Here is a 15,546-nt window from a genome sequence, read left to right on the forward strand (position 1 = left end):
TCATCCTTTTGGCCGATACCGCGCGGCGCGCGCAGCCCGCACCATGTGCACATGAGCAGCGTACACGGCCCGCCGGGCCTGAAGCTGCGCGGGAGACGGCAGGTGGAACGACAGGACCCGGTATTCATTCAGGTTGGCGCGCTCGCCGACGGCTTCGCGCCGGACGCGAACGTCCTCGCGCCCGTGGACGCACTCGTCGGGCGATCGCTGGCCCTCGGCGATGCATCGGGCGCATGGCGCGTCTATACGTTCGAGGCGGGCGCGCTGCAATGGCGCGACGCGGCGACCGACACGGGCGGCCGTGCGCCGTGCCGTGTCACGCGGCTGCGCGACGACCTGTACTTCGTCGATTACATCGACCCGGCAGCGCGCGCGACGTCGGTCAGTCTCGTGATCGACGTCGGCGACGGCGTGTGGACGTCGGTGATCGGCACGCTGCCGACCGAAGCCGATACGCAGGTCGACGCGTTCACGCGCGTCGCGCGCGGGCTGCCGCTGACGGGCGTCGATGCGACATTCAGGCACGGCACGCTCGGCGGCCACGCGCGGCCGGGCCCGCTGCACGGACCCACGCGCGAACTGATCGGCAAGCGCACGATGTATCGCTACAGCCCGACCGAATGCTACGAGCACATCTACCTGAACGAGAACTTCTACGCCTGGCAGTGTCTGCAGGGCGTCGAAGGCGGATTGGCCGACGTGGACCGCTGCCATTACTTCAGGCTCGCCGAGCAGTTGTATCTGTTCGTATGGCGCGAGAAGGTGGTGCCGACGCTCGGCGTCGTGCTGATCGACCTCGCGCAACGCAAGACGGACGGCAAGATCTTCGGCTACCAGGGCGGCGATTTCGGCACGCTGTCGAACTTCCCGATCGGCGCGCATGCGCAGGTGCTGAACGAAACCGTGTATCCGCTCGCCGGCGAGGCGCAGCGATGAATGCCGTGCCGGGCAGCGGCCGCCTGCGTGCGGATTTCAGAGGCCGTGTCGTGCTCGTCACGGGCGCGGCGCAGGGGATCGGCGCGGCGATCGCGCGCCGTTTCGCGCAATCCGGTGCGTTCGTCGCGCTCGCCGATCTCAACGGCGATGCCGCTGCCGCGCAGGCGGACGCGCTTGCCGGCGCGGGCGGCGCTGCGTGTGTGTATCGCGTCGACGCCGCGAGCCGCGACGAACTCGTCGCGCTGGTCGAGGCGGTCGAGCGCGATGGCGGCCGGCTCGACGTCGTCGTTCACAACGCCGCGTACTTCCCGCTGACTCCGTTCGAGCAGATCGATGCGCCGATGCTCGAACGCACGCTGTCGGTCAACCTGTCGGCGCTGTTCTGGCTCGCACAGGCCGCGCTGCCGGCATTCGAGCGTGCGGGGGCGGGGCGACTGCTCGTCACGTCGTCGGTGACCGGGCCGCGCGTCGTCTATCCGGGGCTCGCGCACTACGCGGCGTCGAAGGCAGGCGTGAACGGCTTCATTCGCGCGGCGGCGCTCGAACTCGCGCGCCGCAACGTGACGGTCAACGGTGTCGAGCCGGGGATGATCCGCACGCCGGCGGCCGGCAATCTCGGCGATGCGTCGGTCGCCGCGCAGATCGCGCGCGACATTCCGCTCGCGCGAATGGGCGAGCCGGAGGACATCGCGAACGCGATGCTGTTTCTCGCGTCGGCCGATGCGGCGTACATCACCGGGCAGACGATCGTCGTCGACGGCGGGGCGACGTTGCCGGAAAGCGGGGCCGTGCTGGGTGACGGTTAAGAGGGCGCGTGCGCGATCGTGCGATCAGGGCTGTCGAGCGGGCCGGCGGGGTGTCGCCGGCGCGGCGCGCGCATCGTCGTGCTTACAGCCAACCGTCGTGGATGAACTCGACGATCGAGTACCGGCGAGGTTCGAGCTCGTGCTGCCGGACGGCCTCGACGATCCGCGACACGCCATCCGCGTAAGGCGACGCGCCGTATACGCGGGATTCGAATTGCAGGCTGCATGCGCCGTCCTCGATGCGGATCCGGTGGAACGCATGGCGGCCGAGTTGGTCGTCGGGAATCTGCAATGCGTCGCGCTGCTCGGCGGGGTCCCGCACGGAGTGGATGTCCTGCGCGGGAACGCCGAGCGACTGACCGATGTCGACCGCGGTGCCGGGCACGGACGTCTTGCTGGCCTGATGCGATTCCGTCACGCTGATGTGGCAGTCGCGAAACAGGTGGCCGCTGGTTTCCAGCATGCTCATGAACTTGAGCATCAGGATGTTCGTATTCGGACAGAGCACGACGGGGAAGTCGTGCGATCCGGTTTCGAGGTCTGAGCCGGTGGACAGCTCGACGAGCGGCGACCCCGTTGCGCGGCAGAATTCGATCGCGGCAGGCAGCTCGCGGCCGGAGCCGGCGTGAACGACGATCGATCGGACGTCGCTGCGTGCGGGGTCCGACCAGGCCATCACGCGACAGGTTGCCGGGTCGAGCCGGTGTGAGCCGAGCAGTTCGGTTGCCAGCTTGCCGGTGCCAACGACGAGTACTTGCATGGGATGGACGGGTTGAGGTTCGGGGTTCGGTACGCAAACGGCGCGATCACGGCACATCGTACGGCGCGCCGTGATCGCGCATTATGCCCGGCCATGCCGTCACGCGTGGTGTGCACCTGCACGGCCGCGGCGGATCGACAGATCGGCTTCGTCGGCGGCGACGCCTGTGTCGCCGTGCGCATGGAGGCGTGAACGGCGCTACGCTGTCGAAACGCCGGCCGTGCACGCCCGTGTCGCGGCCGGCATCGCACCGAACCGCGTATCATCCAACCCCCCTTCGACTCAGGAGAGCACATCGATGGAACACGACCTGAAAGGCAAGGCAGTCGCGATCACCGGCGGATTCGGCCACCTCGGCGTCGCAACCGCCGCCTGGCTCGGCCGGCACGGCGCGCGCGTCGCGCTGATCGGCCGTGGCACGGCGCCGGACGCGCAGGCGTTGTCTGGCGTGCCGGCCGATGCGCTGCGCCTCGGCGGCATCGATCTGGTCGATCCGCAGGCGGCTGCGCGCGCGCTCGACACCGTGAATCGCGAATTCGGCCGGGTCGACGCGCTGCTGAACATTGCAGGCGCGTTCGTGTGGCAGACGATCGCCGACGGCGACGCGGCCACGTGGGACCGCATGTACGAATTGAACGTGAAGACGGCGCTGAATGCGTCGAAGGCCGCGCTGCCGTATCTGGTGGCGAGCCCGGCGGGCCGCATCGTCAACATCGGCGCGGGCGCGGCGTTCAAGGCAGGCGCGGGAATGGGCGCGTATGCGGCCGCGAAGGCGGGCGTCGCGCGACTCACCGAGGCGCTGGCGGCGGAACTGCTCGATCGCGGCGTGACCGTGAATGCGCTGTTGCCGAGCATCATCGACACACCGCCGAACCGCGCGGACATGCCCGACGCGGATTTCACGCGCTGGGTCCGGCCCGAACAGATCGCCGCGACGATCGGGTTCCTGCTGTCGACTGATGCGCAGGCGATCACCGGCGCATCGATTCCCGTGAGCGGTCGCGTGGCGTAGCGGATGGCGGACGGTCGCACTCGAGTATGACGTCAGGGCATGCGAAATCGCGCGCGCGGCGGTCGCGCGATCGTCGCGATTTCGATCGGCAGGTTGCGCGGCTGCATACGGCCGGCATGCCTGCATGCGGCGGACCATCACCGTATACTGGACGTTCGACATCATGTGACTGAAGCCGTGACCAAGCCTGCCTCCGCGGATACGCTCGCCGACGATCCGCGTCCCACCCCGCCCGAACAACCCGAACTGGAAGACTGCTGCAACAGCGGCTGCTCGCCGTGCGTTTTCGACCTGTACGACGAAGCGCTGGCGCGCTATCGCGTCGAGCTGGCCGAATGGGAAGCGCGGCACGCGCAACGCAAACATCACAAGTGAGCTCGATGCCGGCAAGCGATCGCGCATGCCCCGATTCGCTGCCGGCGATGTGTCGTCCGACCCGCGTCGTCACGCGCCGGCCCGCACCCGGCGATGCATCGGCCCCAGCGCGGCCGACAACGCGACGCACAGGAGCAGCACGACCGTCAGCGCCCACATCGCCGTCCTGAACCCCTGCACGTAGTCGAGCGCGCCCGGCTGCGCGCCGAGCCGCGCGAAGAACAGCCCGCCGAGTGTCGCCGCGCCGACGGCCGCGCCGATCTGCAGCATCGTGCTGACCATGCCCGATGCGACCCCGGCGCGTGCCGCGTCGACTTCCGCGAGCACGATCCGCACGACCGACGGCAGCACGAGGCCTTGCCCGATGCCGATCGCCGCGATGCCCGCGTAAAAGCCCGGGCCGGGCGCGTGGTCGCCGGCCAGTGCGGCGGCGGTCGCGACGCCGGCCGCGAGTATCGCGAAGCCGAGCGTGAGCACGCGATGGCCGCCGAACCGGTCGACGAGGCGCGGCATCAGCAGCGGGCTCGCGAGGAAGCCGATGCCGAGCGGCAGGATCGCCAGCCCCGACGCGAGCGGCGACCAGTCGAAGCAGCCCTGCAGATAGATCCCGTAGCTCAGGAAGAACGCGCTCAGCATGTAGAACAGGAACGCGAGCGTGAGCCCGAGCGCGACGACCGGATTGCGCAGCAGGCGCACGTCGAGCAGCGCATCGCGGCCGCCGGCGAGCCGGCGCGCTTCGACCGCCAACAGCGCGCCGAGCATCGGCAGCGCCCCGGCGATGCACGCGATCATCCACAGCGGCCAGCCTGCCTCGCGTCCGTGCGTGAGCGGATAGACGAGCATCAGCAGGGACAGCGACAGCAGCACCGTGCCGGGCACGTCGATACGCTGGCCGCGCGGCGGCCGGCTTTCCGGGATGAAGCGCCAGCTGCCGAGCAGCGCGAGGATGCCGATCGGCACGTTGACCAGGAAGATCGCGCGCCAGCCGAGTCCGAACGGATGCAGGCTGATCAATGCGCCGCCGCCCAGCTGGCCGATCACGGCCGCGAGGCCGAACACGAAACCGTAGAAACCCATCACGCGCACCTGCTCCTGCGGGCTGAACACGCTGCGGATCGTCGCGAGCACCTGCGGCGCGAGGATCGCGGCGAACAGGCCCTGCAGCACGCGGCCGCCGACCAGCACCGCGCCGCTGCCGGCGAGCCCGCACAGCGTCGATGCGACGACGAAGCCGGCCATCCCGATCATGAACATCCGCTTGCGGCCGTACAGGTCGCCCAGACGCCCGCCGGTGATCTGCACGACCGCGTTCGCGCACGCGTAGGCCGACACGACGAGCTGCAGCTCGGACGGTCGTGCGCCGATGCCGTCGCGGATGGCCGGCAGCGCGAGATTCACGATGAAGTAGTCGAGCGGCGGCAGAATGGCGCCGACCAGCAGGACCACGAGCGCCCAGCCGTGATGGCTGCGCGGCGCCGCCGCGGCGGCCGTGCCGGCCGGCGCGCAAGGGGCGAGGGTGTTGTCGGTCATGAACGGAAGTCCGGAAGAATGAGGGCCGCACCGTAGGTCGAAACCCGTTGAACCGACATTCTGCGGATTGCCGATGAATCGGAAAAGCGGGAATTGGTGGTAGCATCCATCGGGTTATTCGATGGATGGAGAGGGCGATGCGCGGTTTCGATCTGGATCAGTTGCGCACTTTCGCGGCGGTGGCGGATGCGGGCAGCCTTACGGCGGCCGCGCCGTTGCTGCATCTGTCACAGTCGACGGTGAGCGAGCAGGTGCGCAAGCTCGAATCGCGCGCCGGCGTGCCGCTGTTCGTGCGCAGCAAGCGCGGCGTGGAGCCGACGCCGGCCGGCGCACGTTTGCTGCAGCATGCGCGCCGCATCGTCGCGCTGAACGAGGCCGCGTTCGACGAAGTACGCGGACAGGCGATCAAGGGCGAGTTGCGCGTCGCGATCACCGATTACTACCGGACGCATGAAGTCGCGGGCCTGCTCGCGCGGTTGCGGGAGTGCTACCCGCAACTGAGCCTGCACGTGAGCGCGATGAAGAGCGCGGAGATCGAAGCCGCGCATGCGCGCGGACAGATCGATCTCGGTGTCGTGATGAACCTGTCGAGCGGCCCGTTCCGGCCCGCGTCGGCCGATACGCGCTGGGTGCTGCGGCGCGAGCCGCTGTCGTGGGTCGCGTCGCCCGCGCTCGCCGAGCAGTTGCCCGAGCCGTTGCCGCTCGTGCTGCTGCCGGACGACTGCATGATGCATCAGATCGCCGTGCGCTCGCTCGACGAGCAGCACGCGCCGTATGTGCTCGTGCACAGCGCGTCGGGTGTCGCGGGGCTGCAGTCGATGCTGGCGGCGGGGCTCGGCGTCGGCTGCCTGTGCGCATCGGCGATCGGCGAGGGGCTCGTGCGGCTCGGCGCGAAATACCGGCTGCCGGCGCTGCCCGACGCCGTGTTCTCGCTGACGCCGCCGATGCCGGGCGAACGCGAGACGGTCACGCAGGCGCGCGAGGTGCTGTCGCGGCAGTTGCTGATGTGACGCAGGCACGCGCGTCGGGGCAGAGGCGCGTATCCGACGGGAGTCGTTACCGATGAAAATATCGGGAGATTTCGGGATCGTCGCTCGAGCGGCTCGGGCGGGTCCATTTCGACGATTTCTTCATCGTCGAGGAAACGTATTCCGATTGGTGCGAGGTGGAAGCTTTCCGAACGTTGCGTAGCAGGGGGCGAGACGCATGAACGACGAACTGAAAAGCGAGATGGCCGCGCGGTTGCAGCACGCGCTGGAGCGGGTGGTCGACGAGCGCTCGCTGATCCACTTCCTGCGCGTGCTCGGCCACGACTGGCAAAAGGAGCGCCAGCTCGACGCCGACGTGCCGCCGTCGCCGTTCGCGGCCGCCGCGCTCGGCTGGGAAAACCGCTCGATCGGCGAGTACCTGGAGGCGATGGTCGACTGGGCCGAGGCGTCCGAGGACGGGCTGCGCTGCTACGACCTGCCCGACAACCCGTGGCGGCGCATGGCCGACATCCTGTTCGCCGGCAAGATCTACGAATAGCGCGTCGCGGCGATGCGCGGGCGCGGCGGGCTGGAACGGCCTAGTCGGCCGTCCCTTCAGCATATGCGCGCAGCCCGTTCGCCAATGCATCGAACACGGCCCGGCAACGCGGGCTCGCCCGCAGATCCTCGTGCATGACCACCCAGGTTTCCAGTTTCATCGCGGGCCCGTCCGGCAGCACGCGCACGAGCCGCGCATCGCGCTGCGCGAGCCGGTTCTGGCAGAAGCCGATCCCGTAGCCGGCGCGAATCATCGCGAGCTGCGCGAGATTGCTGTCGGTGCGCAGCGCGAACGCATCGCGCTTCCACAGCGGCATCCCGCGCCCCGCCGAACGGATGAACGGCGTCACCGTATCGAAACCGATCAGCGCGTGATGCGCGAGTTCGTCCGTCGACGACGGCGTCCCGTTGCGCGCCAGGTAGTCGTCGCGGGCATGCAGCGCGACGTCGATCTCGCCGATGCGCCGTGCGACGAGCGCTTCCTGCGCGGGCGGCGCCATCCGCACCGCGATGTCGGCCTCGCGGTTCAGTACGTCCTGGATGCGGTCGGTCGGCACCAGTTCGATGACGAGCCCCGGATGATCGCGCCGCAACTGCGCAAGCATCGGCGGCAGCACCTCGACCGCGATCACGTCGCTGGCCGAGATCCGCACGGTGCCGCGCACGCCCGCGCCGTGACTCGCGGCCGCGCGCTCGAACGCGGCCGCCGCGCTGCGTAACGCCTCGGCATGACCGCGCAGCGCGAGCGCCGCCTCGGTCGGCAGCAGCCCCGACGGCGAGCGCGTGAACAGCGTCTGGCCGAACGCGGCCTCCAGCGCCGCGACGTGACGGCCGGCCGTTGGCTGCGTGATGCCGAGCGCGCGCGCCGCGCCCGACAGCGAGCCTTCCGTCAGCACGGCGAGGAAGGTGCGGTAGCGTTCCCAGTTCAGATCGATGGTCATACATAAATGTATAGCTGATCGATTGGGTTCGGCAATTCCTTGTTAGGCGGCTCCGCGCCAGAATGCGTGCAGACAACGGTTCATTCACGGAGAACGGCCATGACGGCGAACGCAGGCGGAACGCAACGACAGGCACTCGTGCTCGGCGCGAGCGGAGGCATCGGCGGCGAGGTCGCGCGTCAGTTGCGCGATGCCGGCTGGCAGGTGCGCGCGCTCAAGCGCGGGCTCGACGCCGGGACGGTGGAGCGCGACGGGATCGCATGGATGCGTGGCGACGCGCTCGACCGCGACGCGGTGGTCCGCGCGGCGCGCGGCTGCAGCGTGATCGTGCACGCGGTGAACCCGCCCGGCTACCGGAACTGGTCGACGCAGGTGTTGCCGATGCTCGACAACACGATCGCGGCGGCGACGGTGGCGCAAGCGACCGTCGTGCTGCCGGGGACGATTTACAACTACGGCCCCGACGCGTTTCCCGAGTTGCGCGAAGACGCGCCGCAGCATCCGGTGACGCGCAAGGGCGCGATCCGCGTCGAGATGGAGCGGCGGTTGCAGGCGGCGACCGCGCAGGGCGTCCGGACGATCATCGTGCGGGCCGGCGATTTCTTCGGGGCGCATGCGGGCAACAACTGGTTCGGGCAGGGGCTCGTCAAGGCCGGACGGCCCGTCGCGGCCATCAGCGTGCCGGGCCGGCCGGGCGTCGGCCATCAATGGGCGTACCTGCCGGACGTCGCGCGCACGATGGTCGAGCTGCTCGAGCGACGCGACACGCTGGAGCCGTTCGCGCGCTTCCATTTCGGCGGGTACTGGGACGCGGACGGCACGCAGATGGCGCAGGCCGTGCGCCGCGTCGCGCAGCGGCACGGGATGCGGCCGACGGTGCGGCGATTCCCGTGGTGGCTCGTGTGGGCCGCGGCGCCGTTCGTCACGACGATGCGCGAGGTGCTCGAGATGCGCTATCTGTGGCGCGAGCCGCTCCGGATGGACAACGCTCGGGTGACGGCGGTGCTGGGCCGCGAGCCGGTGACGCCGCTCGATACCGCGGTGGAGACGGCGCTCGCGGGGCTGGGCTGCTTGCGATGACGGCGGGCCCCGCATGCGGTTCATGCGCTCGATCGCATGCGCACCGGCCAGCTTACTTCCTGCTACGACGGGCACTACCTCGACCGCATACCGATGCCGAAGACTGCGCCCGCGCACCGGATCGAGACGCCACGCATCGCGGCCGAGCGGTTTCGCGCATATCTGCCGGACACCGCGACGTGCGGGGACGAAGGCGGCCGTCCGAATGCCGGAAGGCACGCGCGCTCGACGTTGCGCGGCGTTCGCAACGTGGTGTCACGTGGGCTGCGTGCCTCCCGGCGTCACGGCGTGTCGAACGCGAGCGTCGGCACATCGACGACCATCGCGCCGCCATCCGCGACGAGCGTCGCGCCGGTCACGAACGACGCGTCGGGCGACGCCAGGAATGCGCACACGGCCGCGATTTCGTCCGGATCGGCCGCGCGCCGCAGCGGCACGTCGGCACTGACGCGCGCATAGGCGCCGTCGAGCGTGTCGCCGTGAGCGGACATCAGCGGCGCCATCTCCGCATCGGCCATCGGCGTGCGGACCCAGCCCGGGCACACCGCGTTCGCGCGCACGCCGTGCGGCCCGTAGTCGCGTGCCAGCGATCGCGCGAGCCCGAGCAGCGCATGCTTGCCGACCGTATAGCCGCATACGCCGGGCCCGGCCGCGAGCGCGGCGATCGACGCGACCAGCACGATGCTGCCGCGCCGCGCGATCAGGTCGGGCAGGCACGCGCGTGCGCTGACGAACGCGGTGTCGAGATTCGCATGCAGCGCGTCGCGCCAGTGCGCGTCGTCGGTTTCGTCCGCGCGGCCGAGACCGTGGCCGCCCGCGCATGCGACGAGCGCATCGACGGGGCCGAACCGTGCGGCGATCTCCGGCAGGAAACGGGCCCAGTCGGCCGTGCTCGCGGCGTCGCCGGCGAGCGCGAGGCCGCCCGTCTCGGCGGCGAGCGCGTCGAGCGGGGGCCGACGCCGCCCGATCAGCACGACGTGATCGCCGCGGGCGGCGAAGCGGCGCGCGCACGCGGCGCCGATGCCGGTGCCGGCGCCGGTGATGGCGATCGTGCGGGGTTGCGGGTGCGTCATGGCGTTCTCCGGAAGGTGTCGTTTCCGGTCACTCTAGGCGGCGCCGACGCACGCCGGTATCCGCCGAAAGGATGAACGCGCACCGGGCCGACCGGCCGGATCGCGGTCATTTTGCAAAGGCTGACGATGTTCGGCGCCGAATCGCTCTATCCTCCGTATTTTTGCGATGCGTCGCAAAAGCCCGGCAAAATGGCGCGGGCGCGCCCGCGCATCGGTGCGGGGCGCGACGGCCGCCGATTCCGTCGTGCAAGCGGAGCGGCAGGCGGCGAGATCGGCGCGCGCGTACGACCGATATGGATACACCGCGTCTGCCGATGGCGCAGGGCGCGATGGCTGATCGCCCGGTCGCGCATCGCGCGGCCGGACCATCGACAAGAACAGGGAGGGGCCGGCAATGAGGCTGGACGACGAAAGAGAAAGCATGAACGTCGAGGATCGACGCGGCGGCGGCGGGTTCGGCGGCGGGCGCGCGACGATCGGCATCGGCACGATCGTGGTCGCGCTGGCCGCATCGTACTTTTTCGGCATCGACCCGCGCGTCGTGCTCGAAGGCGCGTCGGCGCTGCAGGGCCGGCAGCAGCAGGCGCAGCCCGCGCCGACGCAGCACCAGGGCGCGCCGGCGAACGATCCCGGCGCGGTGTTCACGCGCAAGGTGCTCGGCAATATCGAGCGCACGTGGACGGGCGTCTTCAACACCCAGTTGCACGCGCAGTACCAGGCGCCGAAGCTCGTGATGTTCACGAACTCGACGCCGACCGCGTGCGGCACCGGCCAGACCGCGATGGGGCCGTTCTACTGTCCGGGCGACCGCAACGTGTACATCGATCTCGGCTTCTACGACGAACTGCGCAAGCGGTTCGGCGCGGGCGGCGATTTCGCGCAGGCCTACGTGATCGCGCACGAAGTCGGCCATCATGTGCAGAACCTGCTCGGCATTTCCGACAAGGTCGACGCCGCGCGCCGCCGTTCGAGCGAAGCGCGCTCGAACGCGCTGTCGGTGCGGATGGAACTGCAGGCCGATTGCTTCGCCGGCGTGTGGGCGAACAACGCGCAGCGCGCGAACCAGCGGCTGATGGAGCCCGGCGATTTCGAGCAGGGGCTGAAGGCGGCGGCCGCGATCGGCGACGATCGGCTGCAGCAGCAAGGCCAGGGCTACGTCGTGCCGGAGAGCTTCACGCACGGCACCAGCGAGCAGCGCGTGTACTGGCTGCGGCGCGGGATGGAGTCGGGCGAAGTGAGCGCCTGCGACACGTTCGCCGCGAACGCGCACTGATATTGACCGACGGGGCGGGGCGCGCATGTCGCCGCGCCTTCGTTTCGAGGCCGCACGCGCGGCCGCTCCGGAAACTTCGTCGATCGTTCCGATCGCGCTCGATCGGCGCGCGCGATGTTCCGCACCGTCTTCGACGTCCATTCCCGGTCCCCATCCACCACCCGCAGACGAATTGCCGATTTGTGCTCACCGGCCCATTTCGGCGCGGGTAGGCTGGCCCGAACTTCGACGCGTTCGGCCGCCGGCCGCTTCCATCATGCCGACCTCACCCGTTCCCGCCGATCACGAAGCCGCCGACTGGCAGCGCGCGCTGCGCGCGTGCGTCGACGCGTTCGACGCGTTCGCGAGCCCGTCCGCGATCGTGTTCTACCGGCTCGACCTGAGCGGCGAGCCGGCCGATTTCGAGCTGTTCGGCATGCCCGAGTCGATGCATCGCACCTACATCGCGCGCTACCGGATGCTCGATCCGCTGCATCCGTCGCGCTGCGCGGCAGGCGCTCACGCGGTCGTGACGCTCGCTTCCCAATTGCCTGACGAAAGGCGCGATGCGTCCGCATACTGGACCCGTTTCCTGCGGCGGCATGATGTTGCCGACGTCGTCGAGATCTGGCTGCGCGACGACGCGGGCCGGACGATCGGCGCGTTTTCGCTGCTGCGCTTCGGGAAGGGTGACGCGGGCGGCGGCGCGGGCAACGGCACGGCGGGCCGGTTCGCGCCGGGCGAGATCGACGCGCTGGCACGGTTGCAGCCCGTTGTCGAAGCCGCGCTGTGCCCGCTGCTGCGCGCGCGGCGCGGGATTCACCGGATCGGTTGCGAGGGGCGGCTGACCCATCGCGAGGAGCAGATCGCGCGCCTCGTGCGCGACGGCCGCTCGAACAAGGAGATCGCGCGCGATCTCGCGCTCGGTCAGCCGACCGTCAAGACGCATCTGATGCGGATGTACCGCAAGCTCGGCGTGTCGAACCGCACCGAGCTGGTCGGCACGTTGTTCCTGTAGTTTTTTCGCACCCGCCTCGCGCGCGTGTCGATCCCCCGCACGCTTGCCAATTTGCGCTCACCGGGCGCGATCCCTCGTCGATACAGTGGTTCGACACCCGCATGCCGGCGCGCACGCGGCCCAGCCATGACAATCATCGAGACGCCCATGAGCACCACGAACTTCGTCGCGGTCAGCGACACCGTGCGCACCTTCGTCGCACGCGATTTCGGCCTTTTCATCGACGGCGCCATGCAGCCCGCGCGCGCGGCCGCGCGGCTCGACGTGTACGACCCGGCGACCGGCGAGCGGCTCGCGACGGTCGCGGATGCGGACGCGCACGACGTCGACCGCGCCGTCGCCAGCGCGAAACACGCATTCGACACGCGCGTGTGGAGCGGGCTGCGCCCGGCCGACCGCGAGCGCATCCTGCTGAAGCTCGCCGACCTGATCGAAGCCGACGCCGAAACGCTCGCGCAGCTCGAAACGCTGAACCAGGGCAAGTCGATTCACGTGTCGCGCGCGATCGAAGTCGGCGCGAGCGTCGAATACGTGCGCTACATGGCCGGCTGGGCGACCAAGATCACCGGCCAGACGCTCGACGTGTCGATCCCGTTCCCGCCCGGCGCGCGCTACACGGCCTATACGCGCAAGGAGCCGGTCGGCGTGGTCGCCGCGATCGTGCCGTGGAATTTTCCGCTGATGATCGCCGTGTGGAAGCTGATTCCGGCGCTCGCGGCCGGCTGCACGATCGTGTTGAAGCCGTCGCCGGAAACGCCGCTCACCGCGCTGCGCCTCGCCGAACTCGCCCTCGACGCCGGCGTGCCGCCCGGCGTGTTCAACGTCGTCACCGGCGGGCGCACGTGCGGCGCCGCGCTGGCGAGCCACCCGTCGATCGCGAAGATCTCGTTCACGGGCTCGACCGCGACCGGCAAGCGGGTCGGCGCGGCGGCCGTGCAGAACATGACGCGCTTCTCGCTCGAACTCGGCGGCAAGAACCCGATCGTGATGCTCGACGACGTCGACGTCGCGCAGGCGCTCGACGGCGTCGCCGCCGGCGCGTTCTTCAACCAGGGGCAGGTGTGCGCGGCCGCGTCGCGCATCTACGTGCATCGCAGCAAGTTCGCGCAGCTCGCGGACGGCCTCGCGGGCGTCGCGCAGTCGATGAAGCTCGGCGCGGGCCTCGACACCACCGCGCAGATCAACCCGCTCGTCTCCGCGCACCACCGCGACACGGTCGTCCAGCACATCGAGGGCGCGCGCCGCGCGGGCCTCACGTTCCTCGCGGGCGGCACGCCGGCCGACGACCTGCCCGGCTACTACGTGAAGCCGGCCGTGATCGCCGATCCGCATCCCGACAGCGCGATCGTGCGCGACGAGGTGTTCGGTCCGGTGATCGTCGTCGTGCCGTTCGACGATGCGGCCGACGCCGTGCGTCTCGCGAACGCGTCGCCGTACGGCCTCGCCGCGAGCATCTGGAGCAACGACCTGAAGCGCGTGATGAATCTCGTGCCGCAGATCGAGGCCGGCACCGTGTGGGTGAACTGTCACATTCCGCTCGACCCGTCGATGCCGTTCGGCGGCTACAAGCAGTCGGGCATCGGCCGCGAGTTCGGCCAGTACGCGATCGAAGGCTTCACCGAAACCAAATCCGTGTGCATCGCGCACTGACGCGCGGCGCCCGTTCCGAACACCCCGACAACCTCGAACCCCGGCCGTCCACGGCCGAGGTTCACACGATCCGAAAGTGGAGACTGCAATGAGCTACAACGAAGCGAAGTTCTGGCACCCGATGCTGCACCCGAACGAAATGAAACAGCGCAAGCCGATCCGCATCGTGCGCGGCGACGGCTGCTACGTGTTCGACGAAACCGGCAAGCAGCTGGTCGACGGCGTCGCGGGCCTGTGGAACGTGAACGTCGGGCACAATCGCCAGGAAGTGAAGGACGCGATCGTGCGCCAGCTCGACGAACTCGAATACTTCCAGCTGTTCGATGGCATCTCGCATCCGCGCGCGGAAGAACTGTCGAAGAAGCTGATCGACATGCTGGAGCCGGAAGGGATGCGCCGCGTGTTGTACAGCTCGGGCGGCTCCGACTCGATCGAGACCGCGCTGAAAATCGCGCGCCAATACTGGAAGGTGCGCGGCCAGGCCGACCGCACGAAGTTCATCTCGCTGAAACAGGGCTATCACGGCACGCACTTCGGCGGCGCGTCGGTGAACGGCAACACGGTGTTCCGCCGCAACTACGAACCGAACCTGCCCGGCTGCTTCCACGTCGAGACGCCGTGGCTGTACCGCAATCCGTTCACGCAGGATCCGGAGGAACTCGGCCGGATCTGCGCGGAAATGCTGGAGCGCGAGATCCAGTTCCAGAGCCCTGACACGGTCGCCGCGTTCATTGCCGAGCCGGTGCAGGGCGCGGGCGGCGTGATCGTGCCGCCGGCCAACTACTGGCCGCTCGTGCGCGAGGTGTGCGACCGCTACGGCGTGCTGCTGATCGCCGACGAAGTCGTGACGGGCTTCGGCCGCAGCGGCAGCATGTTCGGCAGCCGCGGCTGGGGCGTGCGCCCGGACATCATGTGTCTCGCGAAGGGAATCTCGTCCGGCTACGTGCCGCTCGGCGCGACGGCCGTGAACGCGCGGATCGAGGATGCGTTCGCCGCGAACGCGGACTTCGGCGGCGCGATCATGCACGGCTACACGTATGCCGGGCACCCGGTCGCGTGCGCGGCCGCGCTCGCGAGCCTCGACATCGTCGTGAAGGAAGACCTGCCGGCGAACGCGGCGAAGCAGGGCGCGTATCTGCTCGAAGCGCTGCAGTCGTTCCCCGAACGCTTCGCGGCGGTCGGCGAGGTGCGCGGCAAGGGACTGATGCTCGCGCTCGACCTCGTCGCGAACAAGCAGACCCGCGAGCCGATCGACCCGCTGTCCGGCTATGCGAACGCGGTCGCGGAAGTGGCGCGCGAGCACGGCGTGCTGGTGCGCCCGGTCGGCACGAAAATCATCCTGTCGCCGCCGCTCGTGATCCAGCGCGAGCAGCTCGACCGGATCGTCGACGCGCTCGCGGCGGGCTTCGAGGCCGTGCCGTTCGCGTGAGGCCGTGACGGCATGAGCGCATGACGCCGAACCGGCGGTGGAGGGCGGGATAACCCGTTCGCCACCGCCGGTTTGCCGATTTGCGCTATGACCGGATTATTTTGCCTGCGTATTTTTTCGACATCGGATCCGGATTGGATCGACAGGAACCCGGTGGC

At 69.6% G+C, this 15,546-nt stretch carries 15 protein-coding genes; 11 read left to right on the forward strand and 4 right to left on the reverse strand.

Annotated elements, in window-relative coordinates; translation table 11 throughout:
* The first annotated feature begins 102 nt into the window (after positions 1-102).
* Positions 103-936: a molybdenum cofactor biosynthesis F family protein gene (locus WS46_RS25650; RefSeq protein WP_059692206.1), complete on the forward strand. Its 834-nt coding sequence runs from the start codon at positions 103-105 to the stop codon at positions 934-936.
* On the forward strand, positions 933-1,742 hold the full coding sequence (locus WS46_RS25655; RefSeq protein WP_059692163.1) for an SDR family oxidoreductase: 810 nt from the start codon (positions 933-935) through the stop codon (positions 1,740-1,742). Before WS46_RS25650 ends, WS46_RS25655 begins: the two co-directional genes overlap by 4 nt.
* A gap of 82 nt (positions 1,743-1,824) precedes the next feature.
* Here the strand turns inward: WS46_RS25655 and WS46_RS25660 are convergent, their stop codons facing one another.
* Entirely contained in the window at positions 1,825-2,502 is a 678-nt protein-coding gene (locus WS46_RS25660; RefSeq protein ID WP_059692164.1) for a dihydrodipicolinate reductase C-terminal domain-containing protein, read from the reverse strand.
* 298 nt (positions 2,503-2,800) lie between these two features.
* Between WS46_RS25660 and WS46_RS25665 the strand changes: the two genes are divergently transcribed.
* Together WS46_RS25665 and WS46_RS25670 are read left to right on the forward strand one after the other, a co-directional pair.
* On the forward strand, positions 2,801-3,514 hold the full coding sequence (locus WS46_RS25665) for an SDR family NAD(P)-dependent oxidoreductase (RefSeq protein WP_059692165.1): 714 nt from the start codon (positions 2,801-2,803) through the stop codon (positions 3,512-3,514).
* A 177-nt stretch (positions 3,515-3,691) separates the two neighbouring features.
* Positions 3,692-3,889: an oxidoreductase-like domain-containing protein gene (locus WS46_RS25670; RefSeq protein WP_059468460.1), complete on the forward strand. Its 198-nt coding sequence runs from the start codon at positions 3,692-3,694 to the stop codon at positions 3,887-3,889.
* Positions 3,890-3,958: 69 nt separating this feature from the next.
* Here the strand turns inward: WS46_RS25670 and WS46_RS25675 are convergent, their stop codons facing one another.
* A complete protein-coding gene (locus WS46_RS25675) occupies positions 3,959-5,419 on the reverse strand; it encodes an MFS transporter (RefSeq protein WP_059692166.1) in 1,461 nt (486 codons plus the stop codon).
* Between the two features lie 137 nt (positions 5,420-5,556).
* Here WS46_RS25675 and WS46_RS25680 point away from each other — a divergent pair, with 137 nt between their 5' ends.
* Both WS46_RS25680 and WS46_RS25685 read left to right on the forward strand, forming a co-directional pair.
* Complete coding sequence (locus WS46_RS25680) at positions 5,557-6,429, forward strand: LysR family transcriptional regulator (RefSeq protein ID WP_059509127.1); 873 nt, start codon at positions 5,557-5,559, stop codon at positions 6,427-6,429.
* A gap of 196 nt (positions 6,430-6,625) precedes the next feature.
* A complete protein-coding gene (locus WS46_RS25685) occupies positions 6,626-6,946 on the forward strand; it encodes a hypothetical protein (protein ID WP_059692167.1) in 321 nt (106 codons plus the stop codon).
* Between the two features lie 40 nt (positions 6,947-6,986).
* Here WS46_RS25685 and WS46_RS25690 read toward each other — a convergent pair whose 3' ends face one another.
* The gene (locus WS46_RS25690; RefSeq protein ID WP_059692168.1) at positions 6,987-7,886 is read right to left on the reverse strand and encodes a LysR family transcriptional regulator; all 900 of its coding nucleotides are present in this window, start codon (positions 7,884-7,886) and stop codon (positions 6,987-6,989) included.
* A gap of 99 nt (positions 7,887-7,985) precedes the next feature.
* Here WS46_RS25690 and WS46_RS25695 point away from each other — a divergent pair, with 99 nt between their 5' ends.
* Positions 7,986-8,966, forward strand: a complete 981-nt coding sequence (locus WS46_RS25695; RefSeq protein WP_059692169.1) for an NAD-dependent epimerase/dehydratase family protein — start codon at positions 7,986-7,988, stop codon at positions 8,964-8,966.
* A 281-nt stretch (positions 8,967-9,247) separates the two neighbouring features.
* Here WS46_RS25695 and WS46_RS25700 read toward each other — a convergent pair whose 3' ends face one another.
* The gene (locus tag WS46_RS25700) at positions 9,248-10,039 is read right to left on the reverse strand and encodes an SDR family NAD(P)-dependent oxidoreductase (protein WP_059692170.1); all 792 of its coding nucleotides are present in this window, start codon (positions 10,037-10,039) and stop codon (positions 9,248-9,250) included.
* A gap of 394 nt (positions 10,040-10,433) precedes the next feature.
* Between WS46_RS25700 and WS46_RS25705 the strand changes: the two genes are divergently transcribed.
* From WS46_RS25705 to WS46_RS25720, 4 genes are all read left to right on the forward strand, one after another.
* Positions 10,434-11,312, forward strand: a complete 879-nt coding sequence (locus WS46_RS25705; protein WP_059692171.1) for a neutral zinc metallopeptidase — start codon at positions 10,434-10,436, stop codon at positions 11,310-11,312.
* 256 nt (positions 11,313-11,568) lie between these two features.
* Positions 11,569-12,309, forward strand: coding sequence for a helix-turn-helix transcriptional regulator (locus WS46_RS25710; protein WP_059692172.1), 741 nt, complete (start codon positions 11,569-11,571; stop codon positions 12,307-12,309).
* A 147-nt stretch (positions 12,310-12,456) separates the two neighbouring features.
* Positions 12,457-13,959 (forward strand): aldehyde dehydrogenase family protein, encoded by a 1,503-nt coding sequence (locus WS46_RS25715; RefSeq protein ID WP_059692207.1) that lies wholly within the window; start codon positions 12,457-12,459, stop codon positions 13,957-13,959.
* An 88-nt stretch (positions 13,960-14,047) separates the two neighbouring features.
* Complete coding sequence (locus WS46_RS25720; protein WP_059526610.1) at positions 14,048-15,388, forward strand: aspartate aminotransferase family protein; 1,341 nt, start codon at positions 14,048-14,050, stop codon at positions 15,386-15,388.
* The last annotated feature ends 158 nt before the right edge of the window (positions 15,389-15,546 follow it).

This window comes from Burkholderia sp. RF4-BP95 (genome assembly GCF_001521985.1).
Classification (GTDB): domain Bacteria; phylum Pseudomonadota; class Gammaproteobacteria; order Burkholderiales; family Burkholderiaceae; genus Burkholderia; species Burkholderia diffusa.